At 72.2% G+C, this 17,786-nt stretch carries 19 protein-coding genes; 11 read left to right on the top strand and 8 right to left on the bottom strand.

Translation table 11 applies throughout. The features are described 5' to 3' along the window. Positions 1-127 precede the first annotated feature (127 nt). The 10 genes from ACZ44S_RS05325 (at position 128) to ACZ44S_RS05280 (ending at position 10,732) form a co-directional block, all read left to right on the top strand. Positions 128-934, top strand: a complete 807-nt coding sequence (locus ACZ44S_RS05325) for a hypothetical protein (protein ID WP_466924634.1) — start codon at positions 128-130, stop codon at positions 932-934. Beyond that, positions 931-3,192, top strand: a complete 2,262-nt coding sequence (locus ACZ44S_RS05320; RefSeq protein WP_466924633.1) for a hypothetical protein — start codon at positions 931-933, stop codon at positions 3,190-3,192. The genes ACZ44S_RS05325 and ACZ44S_RS05320 overlap by 4 nt, the downstream gene beginning before the upstream one ends. Continuing rightward, entirely contained in the window at positions 3,189-4,832 is a 1,644-nt protein-coding gene (locus ACZ44S_RS05315) for a type 1 periplasmic-binding domain-containing protein (RefSeq protein ID WP_466924632.1), read from the top strand. The genes ACZ44S_RS05320 and ACZ44S_RS05315 overlap by 4 nt, the downstream gene beginning before the upstream one ends. Positions 4,833-4,988: 156 nt before the next feature. Beyond that, a complete protein-coding gene (locus tag ACZ44S_RS05310) occupies positions 4,989-5,240 on the top strand; it encodes a YkoF family thiamine-binding protein (RefSeq protein WP_466924630.1) in 252 nt (83 codons plus the stop codon). Next, a complete protein-coding gene (locus ACZ44S_RS05305) occupies positions 5,237-5,605 on the top strand; it encodes a helix-turn-helix domain-containing protein (RefSeq protein WP_466924627.1) in 369 nt (122 codons plus the stop codon). The genes ACZ44S_RS05310 and ACZ44S_RS05305 overlap by 4 nt, the downstream gene beginning before the upstream one ends. Positions 5,606-5,749: 144 nt before the next feature. Beyond that, entirely contained in the window at positions 5,750-6,265 is a 516-nt protein-coding gene (uraD, locus tag ACZ44S_RS05300) for a 2-oxo-4-hydroxy-4-carboxy-5-ureidoimidazoline decarboxylase (protein ID WP_466924624.1), read from the top strand. Between the two features lie 5 nt (positions 6,266-6,270). Continuing rightward, complete coding sequence (uraH, locus tag ACZ44S_RS05295; RefSeq protein ID WP_466924621.1) at positions 6,271-6,678, top strand: hydroxyisourate hydrolase; 408 nt, start codon at positions 6,271-6,273, stop codon at positions 6,676-6,678. Between the two features lie 6 nt (positions 6,679-6,684). Then, entirely contained in the window at positions 6,685-7,608 is a 924-nt protein-coding gene (pucL, locus tag ACZ44S_RS05290; RefSeq protein ID WP_466924618.1) for a factor-independent urate hydroxylase, read from the top strand. Between the two features lie 138 nt (positions 7,609-7,746). Next, a complete protein-coding gene (locus ACZ44S_RS05285; protein WP_466924616.1) occupies positions 7,747-9,126 on the top strand; it encodes an 8-oxoguanine deaminase in 1,380 nt (459 codons plus the stop codon). Positions 9,127-9,346: 220 nt separating this feature from the next. Beyond that, positions 9,347-10,732: a nucleobase:cation symporter-2 family protein gene (locus ACZ44S_RS05280; RefSeq protein WP_466924614.1), complete on the top strand. Its 1,386-nt coding sequence runs from the start codon at positions 9,347-9,349 to the stop codon at positions 10,730-10,732. Here ACZ44S_RS05280 and ACZ44S_RS05275 read toward each other — a convergent pair. The 6 genes from ACZ44S_RS05275 to ACZ44S_RS05250 all read right to left on the bottom strand — a co-directional run bounded on the left by ACZ44S_RS05275 (position 10,701) and on the right by ACZ44S_RS05250 (position 15,237). Beyond that, positions 10,701-11,300 (bottom strand): 3'-5' exonuclease, encoded by a 600-nt coding sequence (locus ACZ44S_RS05275; RefSeq protein WP_466924611.1) that lies wholly within the window; start codon positions 11,298-11,300, stop codon positions 10,701-10,703. The genes ACZ44S_RS05280 and ACZ44S_RS05275 overlap by 32 nt on opposite strands. Before the next feature lie 64 nt (positions 11,301-11,364). Further along, positions 11,365-12,021: a peptidoglycan recognition protein family protein gene (locus ACZ44S_RS05270; RefSeq protein WP_466924608.1), complete on the bottom strand. Its 657-nt coding sequence runs from the start codon at positions 12,019-12,021 to the stop codon at positions 11,365-11,367. Between the two features lie 104 nt (positions 12,022-12,125). Continuing rightward, positions 12,126-13,010, bottom strand: coding sequence for a lysozyme (locus ACZ44S_RS05265; RefSeq protein WP_466924605.1), 885 nt, complete (start codon positions 13,008-13,010; stop codon positions 12,126-12,128). Positions 13,011-13,249: 239 nt separating this feature from the next. Continuing rightward, positions 13,250-13,672: an acyl-CoA thioesterase gene (locus ACZ44S_RS05260; RefSeq protein ID WP_466924603.1), complete on the bottom strand. Its 423-nt coding sequence runs from the start codon at positions 13,670-13,672 to the stop codon at positions 13,250-13,252. Positions 13,673-13,735: 63 nt separating this feature from the next. After that, entirely contained in the window at positions 13,736-14,368 is a 633-nt protein-coding gene (locus tag ACZ44S_RS05255; RefSeq protein ID WP_466924601.1) for a hypothetical protein, read from the bottom strand. Then, positions 14,365-15,237, bottom strand: a complete 873-nt coding sequence (locus tag ACZ44S_RS05250; protein ID WP_466924598.1) for a helix-turn-helix transcriptional regulator — start codon at positions 15,235-15,237, stop codon at positions 14,365-14,367. The genes ACZ44S_RS05255 and ACZ44S_RS05250 overlap by 4 nt, the downstream gene beginning before the upstream one ends. Positions 15,238-15,379: 142 nt before the next feature. On the opposite strand from ACZ44S_RS05250, the gene ACZ44S_RS05245 reads away from it, so the two are divergent. Then, on the top strand, positions 15,380-16,285 hold the full coding sequence (locus ACZ44S_RS05245) for an oxidoreductase (RefSeq protein ID WP_466924595.1): 906 nt from the start codon (positions 15,380-15,382) through the stop codon (positions 16,283-16,285). Positions 16,286-16,310: 25 nt separating this feature from the next. Here ACZ44S_RS05245 and ACZ44S_RS05240 read toward each other — a convergent pair whose 3' ends face one another. Both ACZ44S_RS05240 and ACZ44S_RS05235 read right to left on the bottom strand, forming a co-directional pair. Further along, a complete protein-coding gene (locus tag ACZ44S_RS05240) occupies positions 16,311-16,802 on the bottom strand; it encodes an SRPBCC family protein (protein ID WP_466924592.1) in 492 nt (163 codons plus the stop codon). Between the two features lie 22 nt (positions 16,803-16,824). Then, positions 16,825-17,772 carry an MBL fold metallo-hydrolase gene (locus ACZ44S_RS05235; protein WP_466924590.1) on the bottom strand — a complete coding sequence of 316 codons (948 nt, stop codon included), beginning with the start codon at positions 17,770-17,772 and terminating at the stop codon, positions 16,825-16,827. Positions 17,773-17,786 lie beyond the last annotated feature (14 nt).

Raw genomic sequence — 17,786 nt, 5'->3', positions numbered from 1 at the left:
GAAGATTGCCCGTGGTGGGGAGCGGCTGTCAAGAGGACGGCGGCCCGACGCCATGGATGACGTGTTTGACATCGCCGTTCTGGGAAGGCGAACGCCCATGGCTGGTCACGGGAGTTGGGGGACGGCGATGATCAGATCCAGAGCGGTGCCGACGAACGGGCTCTCACCGGTCTACGACGAGACGGGTGCCGCGTCGGCGAGGTTCCTGCTGTGGCTGCGCGAGCAAACCGGGGGAGCCGAGGGACGCCGGGTGGCCGCCTCCGCCTACGCCCACCACGAGCGCTGCACCCTGGAACTGGTCGAGTACGTCGTGGAACGCCTCACCGCCCTCGGCTGGACAGCCGTCCACAACGACTCCGGCGCCGTGCCGCCCCTGGTCAGCCCCACCCCCACCGGGCTCGCCGAGACACACGCCTGGGACGAGGCGTACGCCGACCGCGAGGCCCGGCGCCGCTACGCCAAGGCCGCCCTGTTCGCCTGGTGGGACCGGGCCGGGCAGTACCACGACGGCGGATCCGGCGCGGAGGACTTCCTCTGGGCCCCGGAGGCGTTCTACTGCGGACGGCAACTCGCCCTGGAGGACCTGGAGTACGCCAGGGACCACCTGGACCTGCCCGCTCCCGTGCACGTCGGCGTCATGGAGAACCGCGCCGGGGTCTTCCTCTCCTTCGAGCAGCTGGCCGGACTGGTGCAGGCGTCCCGCCCCGACCTGTCGGAGAGCGACAGCGAGGTGCGGCAGGTGCGCGAGCTCGCCGCGGCGCTCACCGAGGCCTCGCGCGGCGGCGCCGCACCCGACGCCGGCACCGTGGAGCGCTTCCTGCGGCACAGCCGGGACCTCGCCCAGGCGGGCTCGAGGTCGGTGGGCTCCATGAGCAGGGACATGGCGTCCGGCATCGTCTCGGACATCATCAGCTCCATGCTGAGGCTGGGATGACCGGTCCCCACGCCCCCGCCCCGACGGGGGACAACCAGATACCGGAGGTGTACGCGCGCCAGCCCGTGCTGCGCCGGCTGGTGCCGCGACTGGTCGGTCTCAGCCGCGACCACCACCGCAGGGTCCCGCACCACGAGTTCGCCGACGACCTGCCCGTGGTGCTGCTCAGCGGCCGCCACGGCACCGGCAAGAGCGCCATGCTGGACGACCTCCAGCAGGCCTACGCGCCCGACACCGGTCCCTGGCCCGGGCCACGGGTGCCGTTCGCCCGGATCAACTGCGCCGAACTGCAGGAGCGGGCCGGCGTCGGACCGGAGACGTCCAACAACTCCCACGCTGTGGAGATGCTCGTCGAACTCGTCGCCCAGCTCTCCCGGCCCGTCGCCGGCTTCGGACGGCTGCGCTTCCCCCGCACCACCGCCGGACTGCTCGCCGTGGTGTCCGCCCGGCGCCCCGGCAACGACGGCGAACTGCGGGTGGCCGACCGGCACGCGGCCACCCTGATGGGCGTCCCGCCGGACGCACACCCCCGCCCGACGTGGGACGCGCTCTTCCGCCCCGCCCTGCCCGGACTCCCCGACGGCGGCTCGCCCGACCCCGCCCGGTTCCCCGAGGCGGCCGTGCGCGCCTTCCTCGGCGGACAGCGCCGCCCGCTCGCCGCCCGGAAACTGACCGCCTGGTACGAGACCTACCGCAGCGAGGCCGACAACCGGCTGCGCGGCCTGCCGCCGGGCGCCTCCGGACAGCCCCGGCCGGTACCGGCGGCCGAACGCGCACCGTTCGTGGCCCGGCTCTGCCAGGAGTTCCACCAGGGCCGCGGCTTCCGGCGCGGTGTGGAGCGCATGCTCGCGGCCGCCTTCCTCGAGGACGTGCGCTACGGCCCCCTCCGCCGCGCCAACCGGGCCCCGCGCCCGCTGGTGCTCCTCGACAACGCCCACACCGACGCCGGGCGCGACTTCCTCGAACTGCTCCTGGAACAGCGGGCCGTGGCGGGTGGAGCCCGCGACCGGACGGTGGTGATCGCCACCGAACTGCACGGCGACGACAGCGCGGAGGACCCCCGGGGCGACGGCCCCCACGGAGAGGACGCCCCCTACCCGGAGGCGGCACGGCGCCCCCTGCCCGGCATCGGCACCGACTCCGGCTGGACCCGCGCCTCCGCCGCGCCCTCCGCCGGCGTGCTGCTCCTGCCGCTGCCGCCGCTGGAGTGCGAGCACCTGGAACGGATGCTCCGGCGCGACGACCACGCCTCCTTCGACCCCTACATCGCGACCGCCCTGCACGACCTCACCCGGGGCCACCCCATGGGGGCCCGCAGACTGTGCGAGGCGGTGGTCGACCGGGCCCGAACCGAGGAGTGGGTGGCCGCCGAGGAACTGCTCGATCTGGTTCATCCCGGAGGTGCCGGCGAGTCCGTCGTCTGGCGGCTGCTCGACACCCTCGTCGGCAGCGAGAACCACGACGAGCTGTGCCTGTTCTCCCTGGCCTGGGACCGGGAGGCCGCCGAGCGGCTGGCCGAGCGGTGGGTGCCCCGCCGGATCGACGGACTGCCCGCGGCCGACGGCGCCGCCGCCCGGCTGGAACGGGAGCGCTGGTCGCGCGGACCGGGCAGCCGGCCCTTCATCACGGACCGCTTCCTGCGCGCCCTGCTGGTGCACCAGATGCGCAGCGGCCGCGGCGGCCGGGGCGTCGACTGGTCCGGCGCGCACGCCCTGCTCGCCGAGCACCACCGGCAGCGCGCCGAGGGCCGTACCGGCCGCGCCGCACGCGACGAACGCTCCCGCTTCCTGTGGCACAGGCTGGCCGCGGGCGAGACGCGGGAGGTCGTCGACCGGCTGCACACGGAGTTCCTCCGCCAGGACGGCGACGCCTTCGACTGGCTGCACGTCCTGCGCACCGTCGCCCACGCTCCCCGACCTCCGGGGGACGCCTGGTTCGAACAGTGCCAGGAGGTCGCCCGGGGCAGCCGGGACCTGGTCCAGCTGCGCGCCGACCCCGGCGCGGGCCTGGAGAAACAGGCCGTCAACCGGCTGCTGCACGCCCTGTGGTACGCGGCGGACGAACTCGCCGAGGCGGACCGGCCCCTGGTCGACCGGATCGGACAGGACCTGTCCTTCCTGTCCGCCCAGCACCTGACCGGCCGGGCGGTGCTCGCCCAGGCCGCCGTCCGCTGGCCCCGCTCGGTCAGGAACGGCGAGGACTGGCCCCTGGACCACCGCTGGCAGGGCGAACGGCCCGGCGCGGGAGCGGCCCGGTGAGGCCGCTGGACCGGCGGACCTGGAGCTGGCTGCCGGGGCGGCTCCGCTTCCGGGTGCTCGGCCTGGTCGACGTGGTGGCCCTGTGGACGCTGGTCGCCGCCCTGCTCACGGCCGGGACCTGGTGGGGCCTGGACAGCTACCGGCAGCACCGCGACTACTGCACCGACGACCGGCAGCTGCGCCGGACCGGACCGGGGCGGGAGTGCGTCGGCGTCACGGCGGAGGCGTACCCCTTCGCCCCCGGCCTCGACGACGTGCTCGGCCGGATCGCGTCCGAGAACCGGGCCGCGCGCAGCTCGGGCAAGCCGGTGGTGAGCGTCGCCGTCGTCATGCCGTACACCTCGCGCGACCCCGGCGCTGCCATGTCGAAGGAGCTGATCCGGCACTCCCTCCAGGGCGCCTACGTCGCCCAGCGCGCCCACAACCACGGCCCCGCCACCGGCGACACCGCCGTCCAGCTGCTCTTCGCCAACGTGGGCGAGGACCTGAGCCACTGGCGTCCCGTGACCGACGAGCTGGCCGCGCGGCGCCGCGGCGAGGCGCCCGTCGTCGCCGCTGTCGGCTTCCCCAACAGCGACGACGCCACCCTCGCAGCCGTCCGGGAGGGCCTCGGCCCCGCGCGGATCCCGGCGGTCAGCGCCGTGCTCAGCTCCCGCGACATGGAGCACCCCTACCTGTTCAAGGTCTCGCCCTCCACCGACCAGTTCGTCGACGCGCTCCAGCGCTACGTGGGCGCCAACGAGGTCGACCGGAGGAACACGTTCATGATCGCCGACGACCGGGACGACAACTACGTCGCCAATCTGCGCCGCGTCTTCCGCCGCGAGTTCGGCGCGCGCTACGGCATCACCCCCGACGAGGTGGAGCGGCGCACCGAGACCTACCAGGGCATCAAGGGCCCGGCGCGGGGCACCCCGCAGATCTTCCGGCGGGCGGTGTCCGCGATGTGCGCGGTCGACGCCCGCACCGTGTTCCTGGCGGGCCGCGACGCGGACCTGCCGCCCTTCCTGGAGACCATCGACCGCACCAGCTCCTGCGACCGCGGCCCGGACGACGAACCGCTGCGCATCCTGCGCGTCAGCACCGGCCGCGATCCCGTCACCGAGACCGCCGGGATGCGCCGGATCGCCGAGCGCAACAACATCGAGATCGTCGTCGCCGCCGCCGTGGACGCACCCCGCTGGCGCGCCGCCGCCGACGGCGACGAACAGGTCCCGAAGGCCTTCGCCCGCTTCACCGGCTCCTACGAGGACGCCTTCACCGAGGAGGCCCCCGACGCCCTCAACGACGGCTACGCGGTGATGTACCACGACGCGCTCACCGCCGTGGGCACCGCCGTGGCGGCGGCCCGGGACAGCGACATCGACACCGTGACCCACAACGACGTCTACGACGAACTGCGCCGCGGCAGCCCCCTCGAGCACTGCGCCGCCGGCTGCGTGCCGGGCGCGAGCGGCGTCTTCACGTTCGCCGACGAGGCCCTCGGCGCGCGGGAGGGCGCCGGAACGGAACGCGCGGCGGGGCTGTGGCCGGTCTGCAAACCGGTCCCCGTGGTGACCTTCCCCGAGGAACGCCACGACAGGTCCCCGCTGTACCGGACCTACCAGGAACCGGGGGAGAACACCTGCCCGCGCCCCTGACCGGCCGGCCGAGGCGCGCACCGGTCCCGGCCGCCACGCGACGGCCCCGGTCGGCGTCGCGGCCCCGTGCATCCCTGCTGTTCGCGGCGGGGAGTCCGTTAAGGTCGTGTCGCAGCGACCGGGGTACGCCGGCACCGCCGACGCCATGGGGGCACAGTGCGACTGAGAGTGGAGTTCACCACCGAACCCTTCGACCTCGACGAGGCACCCGCGCACGCCGTGGTGGCCCGGGAGGTCATCGAGGCGGCCGAACTGGACGCGGTGGACGTCGGACCGTTCGGCAACACCGCCGAGGGAGGGGCCGACGCGGTGCTCACCGCCGTCGACGCGCTGCTGCGCCGCAGCCTCGCGGCCGGCGCCACCCGTGTCTCGCTCCAGGTCAACGTGGTCGAGGAGGGCGACCGGTGAGCGGCACCGGTGAGGACGCCTTCATCGCGGCGGTGAAACCGCTGGTCGACGCCATGGGCGGCGAGATGGTCCCGCCGGACGAGGCCGGGACCGACGACGTGGTGCTCTCCTGGGAGGGCGCGCCCGCCGTCGCCGTACGCCTGCCGCAGCTCGCGGACTCCCTCGACCACATCCTCGCGGCCCTGGAGCGCCGCAAGGGCATGCCGCTCGCGGACCTGGACCGCAGGGCCAAGCAGGAGATCGTACGCAGTCTCGAGGCGCGCGGCGCCTTCGCCGTGCGGCACGGTGTGGAGACCGTCGCGAGCGCGCTCGGGGTCAGCCGCTTCACGGTCTACAACTACCTCAACCGCGAGAAGGGCGCCTGACCCGCGCACGGCCCCTCGTCCCGGCGGCCGCTCCCCTGTGTACGCGCGAATTTTCAACAAACTGTTGACGAGTGGTCCGTGACGGCGTTCACTGTCGGCACGCCCGTTCGCAGCACACGGCCGCTCGCGGCCACGGAGGCTCCCGTGACGTCGACTTCCACGCCCCCGGGCCTGGCCCGTTTCAACGCCCTGGAGGAGCACACGGCGCTCGCCGCGCTCCACGAGGCCTGCGCCTCCACTGCCTGGGGACGGCGGCTGCTCGCCGCCCGGCCCTTCGCCACCGCCGACGACCTGTACGCCGCCAGTGACGCCGCCACGGCCGAGCTGACCCCGGCCGATCTGGACGAGGCGATGGCCGGACACCCGCCGATCGGCCGCCCGAAACCGGGGGACCCGACCTCCGCCCGGGAGCAGAGCGGCATGGCCGGCGCCCCGGACGGGCTCAAGGCCGAGATGCTCGAACTGAACCTGGCCTACCAGGAGAAGTTCGGCCATGTGTTCCTCATCTGCGCCACCGGCCGGACCGGCGAGCAGATGCGCGACGCCGTCAAGGAACGCCTCGGCAACGGGCCGGAGCAGGAGCGCGAGATCGTCCGCACGGAACTGGGGAAGATCAACCGCATCCGCCTGGCCCGTCTCGTCGACGCCGAAGAGGACTGACGCACATGAGCACCGACACCACCGCCTCCGTGTCCACGCACATCCTGGACACCAGCGCCGGCCGCCCCGCCGAGGGCGTCGCCGTCCACCTCCTTGCCCGCACGGGCCGGGACGCGGACTGGCGGGCACTCGGCGGCTCCGCGACCGACGCGGACGGGCGGTGCAAGGACCTGCCGGCCCTGCCGGAGGGAACCACCCATGTACGGCTCGACTTCGCCGTGGAGCCGTACTTCGAGAAGAAAGACGCGAACCAGCAAGCCGATGCGCAGCAGGACGCCCCCGCGAATCGGGACAGCGGCGCCGGAGTGTTCTTCCCGGAGGTGGCGATCACGTTCGCCGTCGTCCCGGGCGAGCACTACCACGTACCGCTGCTGCTCAACCCGTTCGGCTACTCCGTTTACCGAGGGAGCTAGCACACCATGCCCACGATCCTGGGACAGAACCAGTACGGCAAGGCCGAGAACCGAGTCGTAAAGATCACGCGGGACGGCGCCACCCATCACATCAAGGACCTGAACGTCTCCGTCGCCCTCTCCGGAGCCATGGAGGAGGTCCACTACTCCGGCTCCAACGCGAACGTCCTGCCGACCGACACCACCAAGAACACCGTGTTCGCCTTCGCCAAGGAGCACGGCATCGAGTCGGCCGAACAGTTCGGCATCCACCTCGCCCGCCACTTCGTCACCTCGCAGGAGCCCATCCAGCGGGCGCGCATCCGCATCGAGGAGTACGCCTGGGAGCGCATCGCGACCTCCGACGCCGACTCGACGTTCATCGGCGCCGACGAGGTCAAGCACTCCTTCGTCCGCAAGGGCCAGGAGACCCGGCTGACGCAGATCACCTACGACGGCGAGCGGTGGGAGGTCGTCTCCGGACTCAAGGACCTCACGGTGATGAACTCCACCAACTCCGAGTTCTGGGGCTACGTCAAGGACAAGTACACGACGCTCAAGGAGGCCTACGACCGGATCCTCGCCACCTCGGTCTCCGGCCGCTGGCGGTTCAACTGGACCGACGACGAGCAGGAGATGCCGAACTGGGAGAAGTCCTACGAGCAGGTCAGGAAGCACATGCTCCAGGCCTTCGCCGAGACCTACTCGCTCTCCCTGCAGCAGACGCTGTACCAGATGGGCGCGCGGGTCATCGACAACCGCAGCGAGATCGACGAGATCCGGTTCTCCCTCCCGAACAGCCACCACTTCCTGGTGGACCTGGAGCCGTTCGGGCTGAAGAACGACAACGAGGTGTACTTCGCCGCCGACCGCCCCTACGGCCTGATCGAGGGCACCGTGCTGCGCGACGGCTGCGAGGCGCGGATCCCGGTGGACCTCACCAACCTCTGACCGCACCGCACCACATATCGGCACCCGTGGCCGGGGAACACAGGGGAAGCGAATCACCACCCGAACCACCCCGGCCACGGCACTCAAATCTCCCAGGGTCCTGCCGTGCCCACTCCACGTACGTGAAAAGGACGAACCATGGCAGCAGACCGGCGCATCGTCATCGAGAACTGCGCGATCGCGACCGTCGACGCGAAGGACACCGAGTACGCCTCCGGACACCTCGTCCTCACCGGCAACCGCATCGAGACGCTCGGCGCGGGCCCCGCCCCCGCGGGCCTGGAGAACGTCGAACGCCGGATCGACGCCACCGGGCACCTGGCGACCCCCGGCCTGGTCAACACCCACCACCACTTCTACCAGTGGATCACCCGGGGCCTGGCCACCGACCACAACCTGTTCGACTGGCTCGTCGCCCTCTACCCGACCTGGGCGCGCATCGACGAGCCGATGGTGCACGCCGCGGCCCGGGGCTCCCTCGCGATGATGGCCCGCGGCGGCGTCACCACCGCCATGGACCACCACTACGTCTTCCCGCAGGGCTCCGGCGACCTGTCCGCCGCCATCATCGGCGCCGCCCGCGACATGGGCGTGCGCTTCACCCTCGCCCGCGGCTCCATGGACCGCAGCGAGAAGGACGGCGGACTGCCCCCGGACTTCGCCGTCGAGCCCCTCGACGACGCGCTCGCCGCCACCGAGGAGACGGTACGCCGGCACCACGACCCCTCCTTCGACGCCATGACGCAGGTCGCCGTCGCTCCCTGCTCGCCCTTCTCCGTCTCCACGGAGCTGCTGCGCGACGGGGCCGAGCTGGCCCGCCGGCTCGGCGTACGGCTGCACACCCACGGTTCGGAGACCGTGGAGGAGGAGAAGTTCTGCCACGAGCTGTTCGGCATGGGCCCGACCGACTACTTCGAGTCCACCGGCTGGCTCGGCGAGGACGTGTGGATGGCGCACTGCGTCCACATGAACGACTCCGACATCGCCGCCTTCGCCCGTACCCGGACCGGCGTCGCCCACTGCCCGTCCTCCAACGCCCGGCTCGCCGCCGGCATCGCCCGCGTCCCCGACATGCTCGCGGCCGGAGTCCCGGTCGGCCTCGGCGTGGACGGCACCGCGTCCAACGAGTCCGGCGAACTCCACACCGAACTGCGCAACGCGCTCCTCGTCAACCGTCTCGGCCCCCACCGCGAGGCCGCCCTGAACGCCCGGCAGGCGCTGCGGCTCGGCACCCACGGCGGCGCCCAGGTGCTCGGCCGGGCGGGCGAGATCGGTTCGCTGGAGCCGGGCAAGCTCGCCGACCTGGTGCTGTGGCGGATGGACACCCTCGCCCACGCCTCCATCGCCGACCCGGTGACCGCGCTGGTCCTCGGCGCGGCGGCCCCGGTCACCGCGTCCTTCGTGAACGGCCGGCAGATCGTGGAGAACGGGCGGCTGCTCACGGCCGACGAGGACGACATCGCCCGCGCCACCCGCGCCGAGGCGCAGCGGCTGGCACGGATCGCCGCGCAGAACTGAATCCCGTAGATGTCACCGGCCGGGAGGGACGGCTCCCGGCCGGTGATCGCGGACCCCGTTTCCGGGGCCGCGGAGGCCGTCTCCGGGGCGCGCGTGGACGCGTGCGCCCCGGGACGGTCACACCCACCGTCCGCCGGTCCCGCACGACCACAAGCACCACCTCCTTGACACCCACGGCAGTCCCCGACCCAGCCGTGTACCCGACCGGAGGAGAGCCGCAGTGGCCGACCACCCCGTTGACGAGAAACTTCCCGCGCTCAAGATGGCGACGACCGGCCTGCAACACGTGGCCGCCATGTACGCGGGCGTCGTCGCCCCACCCCTGATCGTCGGCGCGGCCATCGGTCTCACCGGCACCGAACTCACCTTCCTCACCGGTGCGTGCCTGTTCACCGCGGGCCTCGCCACCTTCCTCCAGACGCTCGGCATCTGGAAGATCGGAGCCCGGCTGCCCTTCGTCAACGGCGTCACCTTCGCCGGTGTCGCCCCGATGACCGCGATCGTCGCCTCCACCGACGACAAGAACGACGCCCTGCCGGTCATCTTCGGCGCGGTGATCGTCGCCGGACTCCTCGGCTTCCTCGCGGCGCCCTTCTTCAGCAAGGCCGTCCGCTTCTTCCCACCGGTCGTCACCGGCACCGTCATCACGCTCATCGGCGTCTCGCTGCTGCCGGTCGCCTTCGGCTGGGCGCAAGGATCCAGCCCCGCGGCCCCCGACTTCGGTTCGGCGACCAACCTGAGCCTCGCAGGCGCCACCCTCGTCATCGTCCTGCTGCTGCGCCGCTTCACCCGCGGCTTCGTCAAGCAGATCGCCGTCCTGCTCGGCATGGTGGCCGGCACCCTCCTCGCCGTCCCGTTCGGCGTCACCGACTTCTCCCCGGTGGCCGAGGCGGACATCGTCGGCTTCCCGACCCCGTTCCACTTCGGCGCACCGCAGTTCCAGCTCGCCGCGATCCTCTCGCTGTGCGTGGTGATGGTGGTCTCCATGACCGAGTCCACCGCCGACATGCTGGCGCTGGGCGAGATCGTCGACCGCCCGGCGGACGAGCGGACCATCGCGGCCGGCCTGCGCGCCGACACCCTCGGCTCCGCGGTCAGCCCGCTCTTCAACGGCTTCATGTGCAGCGCCTTCGCCCAGAACATCGGCCTGGTCGCGATGACGAGGATCCGCAGCCGGTACGTCGTCGCCACCGGCGGCGGCTTCCTGGTGCTGATGGGACTGTGCCCGATGGCCGCCTCACTGATCGCCGTCGTACCGCGCCCGGTGCTCGGCGGCGCGGGCGTGGTCCTCTTCGGCTCGGTCGCGGCCAGCGGCATCCAGACCCTGGTCAAGGCGGGCCTGGACAAGGACAACAACGTGCTGATCGTCGCCGTGTCACTGGCGGTCGGCATCATCCCGATCAGCGCGCCGGAGTTCTACCACTCGTTCCCGGAGACGGCCCGCATCGTCCTGGACTCCGGCATCTCCACGGGCTGTGTGGTGGCGGTCCTGCTGAACTTCGTCTTCAACCACCTCGGCAACGGCCGTCGCGAGGCGGCCGACGTCACCCATCCGATGGAACCGGGCGAGGAGCTCACGGGCGCGAAGGCCACTGCCACGCCATGAGGTTGGCGAACAGCTCGGCCTGCTCGATGGCGTCGTCCAGGGCATGGTGTGTGTGCCGGCGCCGCGAGAGGAGCTCGCGCGGCATGGTGCCCTTCGCGACCGCCCGCAGCGGCAGGCCCGCCTTGGTGGCGTACAGGGTCTTCATGTCCAGACAGCCCGAGTGCCCGAAGGGACTGGAACCGGTGAAGCGGATCAGGTACCAGTACAGGAACGTCCAGTCGTACGACGCCGGGTAACCGCACATCACCGGCTGGGCGCCCGCCCCCACCTCGCCCACCCAGTCGGTGAACTCCCGCATCGCCCGGACCGGCTCGGCGCCCTCGGCGCCCAGCCGGTCCCGGTCCAGTCCGCTCACGGCGAGCGCCTCGGGCACGAACTCCGCACTGATGGGCCGCAGTTCCCGGTAGAACGTACGCTCCTCGGGATCGGCCGCCCGGAAGCCCTCGGCGTCCTGCACACCGGCCACCGAGGCACCCAGACTCAGCATGGAGTACGGCCCGGGGATGGGACCGTCGGCCTCGATGTCGACGGAGATGTACAGGCTGGGTCTGATGCGTCGTGGGGCCATGGCACGGAAGGATCGCAGGCCGGGGTGGGCTCCCGCATCCGAATTCGGTGCCGGGCGGGCGGTGTCACGCCGACCGCGCCGCCGCCACCTCGTCCCGCAGTCGCGGCAGCATGTCGTGGTACACGCCCGGGCAGAGCGTCGAGCCGTAGTCCTTGTGGCCGTGGATCTGCGCCGAGGGGATGCCGTACTGCGCGCAGGTGTGGGCGCACAGGGTCACCAGGACCTCCCACTGGGCGTCCGGCGGTACCGCGCCCGCGTGGTAGGCGCCCTCGCAGGCGATGCCGACGGCCTGGTCGTTCTGCCCGGAGGTGTGGGAGCCGAGCACGAAGGCCGTCCCGCCGGTGAGGGCCCGCAGACTGCCGTGCCGGCCCTCGGTGATCCAGCCGCCCCGGCTGACCAGGAAGTGGTAGCCGGTGTCCACCCAGCCGTTCTTGTCCAGATGCAGGTCCTGGACCCAGTGGGCGTGGGCGTGCGCCTGGGCGCGGGAGAAGTCGGCGGAGTTGGTGCTCACGGTGTGGTGGATCACGATCCTGCTGGGCCGGTACCGCAGCACGCTGATGGTGCCCTGCGGGGCACGGGCGCCCCAGGCCGCGGTGCCGTCGATGTCCGGCTCGACCACGTCGGCGTCCCGCGCGTGCGCGGTGCCCGGCAGCGCGGTGGCGGCCAGACCGGCCGCACCGGCGATCAGGAGTCGGCGCCGGAGGGCGTTCTCGGGTTGCACGATCGCTCCTCGTGGAGGGTGGGGGTGTGGGGGAGGCGGTGGAACCCGCGGCGGGCGGCCGCCGGCTCCACCATGTGATCGCGTAGGTGCCGGGGCCTACCCCGTCACGTGTTGTTGGCCAGCGCCAGCAGCCGGTCGCGGGAGCCGTTGAACTTGTTGCGGTCCACGTTGCCCGCGACACCGCCGACCGAACCGGTGCTGGTGTACTGCCACACCGTCCAGGTGGGGAATCCGCTGGGGATGGTCGGGGACGACGCGGAGGTCCAGTGCGCCACCCACAGCGGGCTCTTGGCGGACATGCCGGTCCAGCTGCCGGTACAGGTGTTCCACCAGCTCGCCGTCGTGTAGATGACGACATCACGGCTCGTGCGCGACGTGTAGGTGGTGTAGAAGTCGTTGATCCAGCTGCGCATCTGCGTGGTGGTCAGTCCGTAGCACATGGCCCCGTAGGGGTTGTGCTCGATGTCCAGGACGCCGGGCAGGGTCAGGTTGTCGCGCGACCAGGCGCCGCCGTTGTTGACGAAGTAGTTCGCCTGGGTGGCGCCGCTGGAGACGTTGGGGCGGGCGAAGTGGTACGCCCCGCGGATCACGCCGGCGCGGTGGGCGGCGGGGTAGTTGGTGTTGAAGCTCGGGTCCTTGTAGCTGGTGCCCTCGGTCGCCTTCATCCAGGCGAACTGGATCCCGGAGCCGCGCACCGAGGTCCAGTTGATGCCGCCCTGCCAGTGCGAGACGTCGATGCCCTGGACACCGTCGGTCGGGGCCAGGATGCCCGTCGACGGCTCTCCGGCCGGTACGCCCTCATGGATGCGGGTGCCCACACCCATGTACGCCTCGCCGGGTTTCACGTCGATCCGGTCCCGGCCGGGCTCGGGGGACGCGGACGCGCCGCCGGCGGTGGTGGCCGTGAGGGCGAGGGCGGCGCCGAGGACGCCGAGCGCCGTGGCGGTCCGTCTGCGGGGACCGGCCGGGAATCTGGGGAGAGAGAACATGGGGGGACTTCCTCCTGACACCTGTGGGGATGAGCGAAGGAGGTGACGTCGGCCGCTGCCACCTGGGCAGTTCCGTGCTGCTCCGGGCTGTTTGACGTGCGCGCGTCATTAGTTACGCACGTAGATTCCGGGGCTGTAAAGAGCCTTCGTTCCTTGCTGGTGGTCTGGTCCACTGTAGGAGCGGATGGCCTGGAAACTTGGCAACCCGGCGGAGGAAACTTTCAGAGAGTGAAAGCCCGTCACAGTCCGAACAGGCCAGGGTCCTTGGCCAGGCCCCGGAAGACGTCCTGAGGGTTCGGCACGAGCTTGCGCCGCTCGAGGTCCAGCAGCCCGCCGACCGCCGTGATCTCGGCCGCCACGGTGCCGTCGGCCTTCGTGATCGTCTGCTCGATGGTGAAGACCTTGCCGCCGCTCCAGGTGAAGACACAGGTCACATCGGCCTCGTCCCCGGCGAGCAGTTCACGCTTGTAGCGGATGGTGGTCTCCAGGGCGACCGGTCCCACCCCCTGCGCGATCAGACCGGACTGGGTGATCCCGGCCGCCTGCAGCAGCGACCAGCGCGCGTGCTCCGCGTAGTTGAGATACACGGCCTGGTTGAGGTGGCCCTGCACGTCGGTCTCGTACCCCCGCACGGTCACCCGGACGGAAAACGGCTCACTCACTGCGTCTGTCCCCTTCACGCCTGCTCGGTGTCGCTGCCCGACCCGCCGATCCTGGCATGCGCCTCACACCCGGCGCGGGGAGGCCAGCAGATATCGCCTCCGCGTCCTCGGCTCCGTGTACTCCCCGGCCTGCCAGCCGGCCCCCTCCAGGGTGACCGCGCAGGCCCGCAGCGCCTCGCCGTCCGGCTCGTACACGGCGACGGCCTCCGGCTGCGGCGTCTCCCGCACCCGGTAGCCGCCGACCCCGTCGTCCGCACCGGCCGGCCGGTGCCCGGCGGCCTCCAGGGCGAGCGCCGCGGCCTGCACCAGATGCGCACGCTCCCAGCCGCAGGGCCGGTCGGTGGCACCGTCGGGATTGGTCATCCGGCGCAGCTCCAGCATCCCCTGCCAGGCACCGCGCACCTCCCTGAGCCGGGCCGGCCCCTCGGGCGCGGAGGAATCGCCGCCGACCCGCGCGGCGAACACCCCGGTCGGGGCCGGCTCCGGCGCCGTCCCGGCCTCCGTCTCCGTTCCCGCCTCCCGGGCCCGGTGCCCTGCCGGAGTCAGGAAGTGATCGTGCGGCGGCCTCGGATGCCGGAACGCCAGCCCGCGCTTCACCAGCGCGGCGAGCTGCGCGGGCGTACCCCGCAGCCGCCCGGTGCCGGGCTCGGCGGCGTCGATGAGGCGACGCTGCGCGGCGGTGAGCGGTCGGGTCATCGGCGTGGCGCCTTCCCGTCCGCGCGGCCCGCGCGCAGCGACGCCAGGAGGTGCAGCCGGTCCGCGTCGGCGCTGCCCGGCTCGGCGGTGAGGACCAGCATGACCGGACCCGGCCGGCCGGGCAGCGGATAGGTGTCCCAGTCCAGAACGACGTCGCCGACCTCGGGGACCCGGAAGGTCTTGGTGCCGCTGACCGAGACCCGTACGTCGTGCCGTGCCCACAGCCTCCGGAACTCGGCGCTGCGGATGCTCAGTTCGCCGATGATCGCGGTGGCACGCGGGTGGGTGGGGTCGGTGGCGACGGCGGCGCGCATCATGCCGATGTAGTCCAGGGCCTGCCGTTCCCAGTCCGGGCAGCTCCGCTCGCCGGTCAGTACGTCGTCGAACAGCAGGAGGAGCATGTTGAGCCGGTCGGGCGGGTAGCTGTCGGGGCTGCCGAGCAACGCCTCCGCCATCGGGTTCCAGGCGAGCAGATCGAGGTGACGGCCGAGCACCACCGCCGGGGTGTCCATCACCCGCAGCAGCCGCCGTGTGCTGTCCGGTACCTTCTCCGGACCGCGGTCCGGCCGGGCGGGCACCGGACGGCGGGCGGCACGGGCCAGGCCGAACAGGTGCCTGCGTTCCGCGTCGTCGAGGCCGAGCGCGCCCGCCAGCGCGTCCAGGACGTCGTCGGACGGGCGTACCTCCCGGCCCTGCTCCATCCGCTGGTAGTAGTCGGTGCTCAGCCCGGCCAGCAGGGCCAGCTCCTCGCGCCGCAGCCCGGTGACCTTGCGTCGCCCGCCCGGCTCCAGACCGACGTCGCGCGGGCGCAGCCGGGCGCGCCGGGCGCGCAGGAAATCTCCGAGCTCACGGGCGTACGGATGGGTCATGCCCCCAGTGTGTCCGCCCGCCGGGCCTCCAGGGTAGGTCCCGCAGACCCAGGAAAACCGGAACGACCGAACGGGCCCGCACCGCTCCTAGCGTCGTCGGTGCACCCAGCCGCCACCCCGCCGACACCCTCAGGAGCAGCCCATGGCCGGATGGACCGCCGACCGCATCCCCGACCAGGAGGGCAGGATCGCCGTCGTGACCGGCGCGAACTCGGGCCTCGGCCTGGTCACCGCCACGGAACTGGCACGTCACGGCGCCCGTGTCGTGCTCGCGGTCCGCAACACGGCCGCCGGTGAGGAGGCCGCCCGTCGGATGGGCGGTGACGTGGAGGTGCGCGAGCTGGACCTGGCCTCGCTCGACTCCGTCCGCGCGTTCGCCGCGAACCTGGCCGGCGACCATCCGGCGGTCGACCTGCTGGTCAACAACGCCGGCCTGGTGCTGCTCGGCCCGCGCCGCACCACCGCCGACGGCTTCGAGCTGCACATCGGCACCAACATGCTGGGGCACTTCGCCCTGACCGGCCTGCTGCTCGACCGGCTGCAGGCGGCGAAGGAAGCCAGGGTGGTGAGTCTCAGCTCGATCACCCACAGGAACGCGCACCTCGACTTCGACGACCTGATGTCGGAGCGTGGCTACGGGGCCGCTTCCGCCTACGGCCGGTCCAAGCTCGCCACCACGGTCTTCGGCGTCGAGCTGGACCGGCGGCTGCGCGCCGCGGGATCACCGGTCGTCAGCACACTGGCCCACCCCGGTCTCACCCGCACCAACCTGACTCCGCGCGCCTGGGAGCACCGCGGCCGGCTCGGACGGGTGATCGCGCGGGCCGGCCTGCTGGTCACGCAGCCGGTGGAGCAGGGCGCCCTGCCGCAACTGCGCGCCGCGACGGATCCCGGCGTGCGGGGCGGTCAGTTCTTCGGCCCGTCCGGGTTCGGGGAGACACGCGGCCGGGTCAGCGAGGCCCGTCTCAGCCGGGAGGCGGCCGATCCGGCAGTGGGCAGGCGGCTCTGGGCGGTGGCCGAGGAACTGACGGGCGTCGGGTATCCGTGACCGGTCGCCGAGCGGCTCCTGCCGGTCACCGGGCCGTGATCGTGCCGGCCACCCAGGCGGCGAGCGACGTCAGGGTGGCCTCGACGCTGTCGACGGTGGCGTCGCGCAGCCGGTCGAGGTCCTCGTAGGTGCTGCCCAGGACCGGGTCGGCGGCGAGGAGTTGCCAGCTCTGCGCCACCAGGGTTCCCGAACCGTGCGCGGTGAACGTCCAGCGCCATTCCACGACGGGCACGGGGACGGAGCCGAGCACGGTGAAGGCGAACGCGGCGCCGGGTTCGGCCACGGTGACCTGGGAACGGCTCTCCCATTCCCGGTCCGACCTCCGATTGCGGCCGCGGAACCAGGCGCCCTCACGCGGCCCGGCGCCGTCCTCGTACTCGGCGTGCAGGGCGTTGGGGCTCCATCTGCTGATGTTCGACACCGTGCTGACCAGGTCGTAGACCTGGTTCGGGCGGGCTGCCACCCGGACGTGCCGGGTGAACCCGTAGGAGGAGACGTCGAGCGTCGTACGGGACATGGGGTTCCTTCGAGTCGGAGGATCAGGTGAGGGAGAAGGGCGCCCAGCCGGAGAGCGCGAACCCGGCGCCGTCGCGCCTGATCTCGAAGGCGCCGTGGCCGGGCAGGTGGGCGGGCAGCACGAGGGCGTTGTGGTCGGCCGCGTGGGCGAACATCCGTGCCCGGGCGGCGCGGGCGGCGTCCTCGTCCTCCTCGAAGCAGCTGTTGAGGTGGGGTTCGTGGACCTGGATCGCGCCGTGCAGCAGGTCACCGGCGAAGACCGCCCGGTCGCCCCCGGAGGCGAGGTGGACGACCGACGAGCCCGGGGTGTGCCCGGGAGCCGCTTCGAGCCGGAGGTTGGCGTCGATGACATGGGAGTCGTCCCAGGTCTTCACGAGCCCGGCGTCGATCACCGGGTCGACGCTGTCCTCGTAGACGTTCTGGTTCCCCCGGCCGAACCGGGTGCGCGGCAGGTTCTCCGGATGCCAGTACTCGACGTCGGGCCGTGGCATGAGGTAGGTCGCGTTCGGGAAGGTGGGCACCCAGTCGCGTCCGTCGAGCCGCGTGTTCCAGCCGACGTGGTCGTCGTGCAGATGGGTGTTGACGACGACGTCCACGTCCTCCGGCGCGATGCCGGCCGCGGCGAGATTGTCCAGGTAGTTCGTGTTCAGGTACGACCAGATCGGCTGCAGCGGGCGGTACTTGCCGTTGCCCGCTCCGGTGTCGATCAGGATGACCCGGCCTTCGCTGCGCAGCGCCCAGGTCTGGGTGGCGACGCGCGTCAGGTCGGTGCGGGCGTCCCAGTGGTGCGGATCCAGCAGTGCGGCGTGGCGCTGCCACTCCTCCGGCGTGCTGCCGGGGAAGAACACGTCGGTCGTCATCGGCGAGATGTCCGAGAACTCCATGACGCGGGTGATCTCGACGTCGCCCAGTCGGATCGTGGTGACCAGGGGCGCGGTGAGGCCGGCCGTTTCCGGCGGGGGGATGGGCATGTGTCTACCTCGTC

It is taken from the genome of Streptomyces malachitofuscus (assembly GCF_055571035.1).
The sequence above is the reverse complement of the archived record's forward strand: the minus strand, read 5'-3'. Positions and strand labels throughout refer to the sequence as shown.

Excerpts from the sequence above, each read along its gene's own strand:
- ACZ44S_RS05325 (WP_466924634.1), top strand. The coding sequence starts at position 128 with ATGATCAGATCCAGAGCGGTGCCGACGAACGGGCTCTCACCGGTCTAC.
- ACZ44S_RS05320 (WP_466924633.1), top strand. The coding sequence starts at position 931 with ATGACCGGTCCCCACGCCCCCGCCCCGACGGGGGACAACCAGATACCG.
- uraH (WP_466924621.1), top strand. The coding sequence starts at position 6,271 with ATGAGCACCGACACCACCGCCTCCGTGTCCACGCACATCCTGGACACC.
- pucL (WP_466924618.1), top strand. The coding sequence starts at position 6,685 with ATGCCCACGATCCTGGGACAGAACCAGTACGGCAAGGCCGAGAACCGA.
- ACZ44S_RS05285 (WP_466924616.1), top strand. The coding sequence starts at position 7,747 with ATGGCAGCAGACCGGCGCATCGTCATCGAGAACTGCGCGATCGCGACC.
- ACZ44S_RS05275 (WP_466924611.1), bottom strand. The coding sequence starts at position 11,300 with ATGGCCCCACGACGCATCAGACCCAGCCTGTACATCTCCGTCGACATC.
- ACZ44S_RS05265 (WP_466924605.1), bottom strand. The coding sequence starts at position 13,010 with ATGTTCTCTCTCCCCAGATTCCCGGCCGGTCCCCGCAGACGGACCGCC.
- ACZ44S_RS05255 (WP_466924601.1), bottom strand. The coding sequence starts at position 14,368 with ATGACCCGACCGCTCACCGCCGCGCAGCGTCGCCTCATCGACGCCGCC.
- ACZ44S_RS05250 (WP_466924598.1), bottom strand. The coding sequence starts at position 15,237 with ATGACCCATCCGTACGCCCGTGAGCTCGGAGATTTCCTGCGCGCCCGG.
- ACZ44S_RS05245 (WP_466924595.1), top strand. The coding sequence starts at position 15,380 with ATGGCCGGATGGACCGCCGACCGCATCCCCGACCAGGAGGGCAGGATC.
- ACZ44S_RS05240 (WP_466924592.1), bottom strand. The coding sequence starts at position 16,802 with ATGTCCCGTACGACGCTCGACGTCTCCTCCTACGGGTTCACCCGGCAC.
- ACZ44S_RS05235 (WP_466924590.1), bottom strand. The coding sequence starts at position 17,772 with ATGCCCATCCCCCCGCCGGAAACGGCCGGCCTCACCGCGCCCCTGGTC.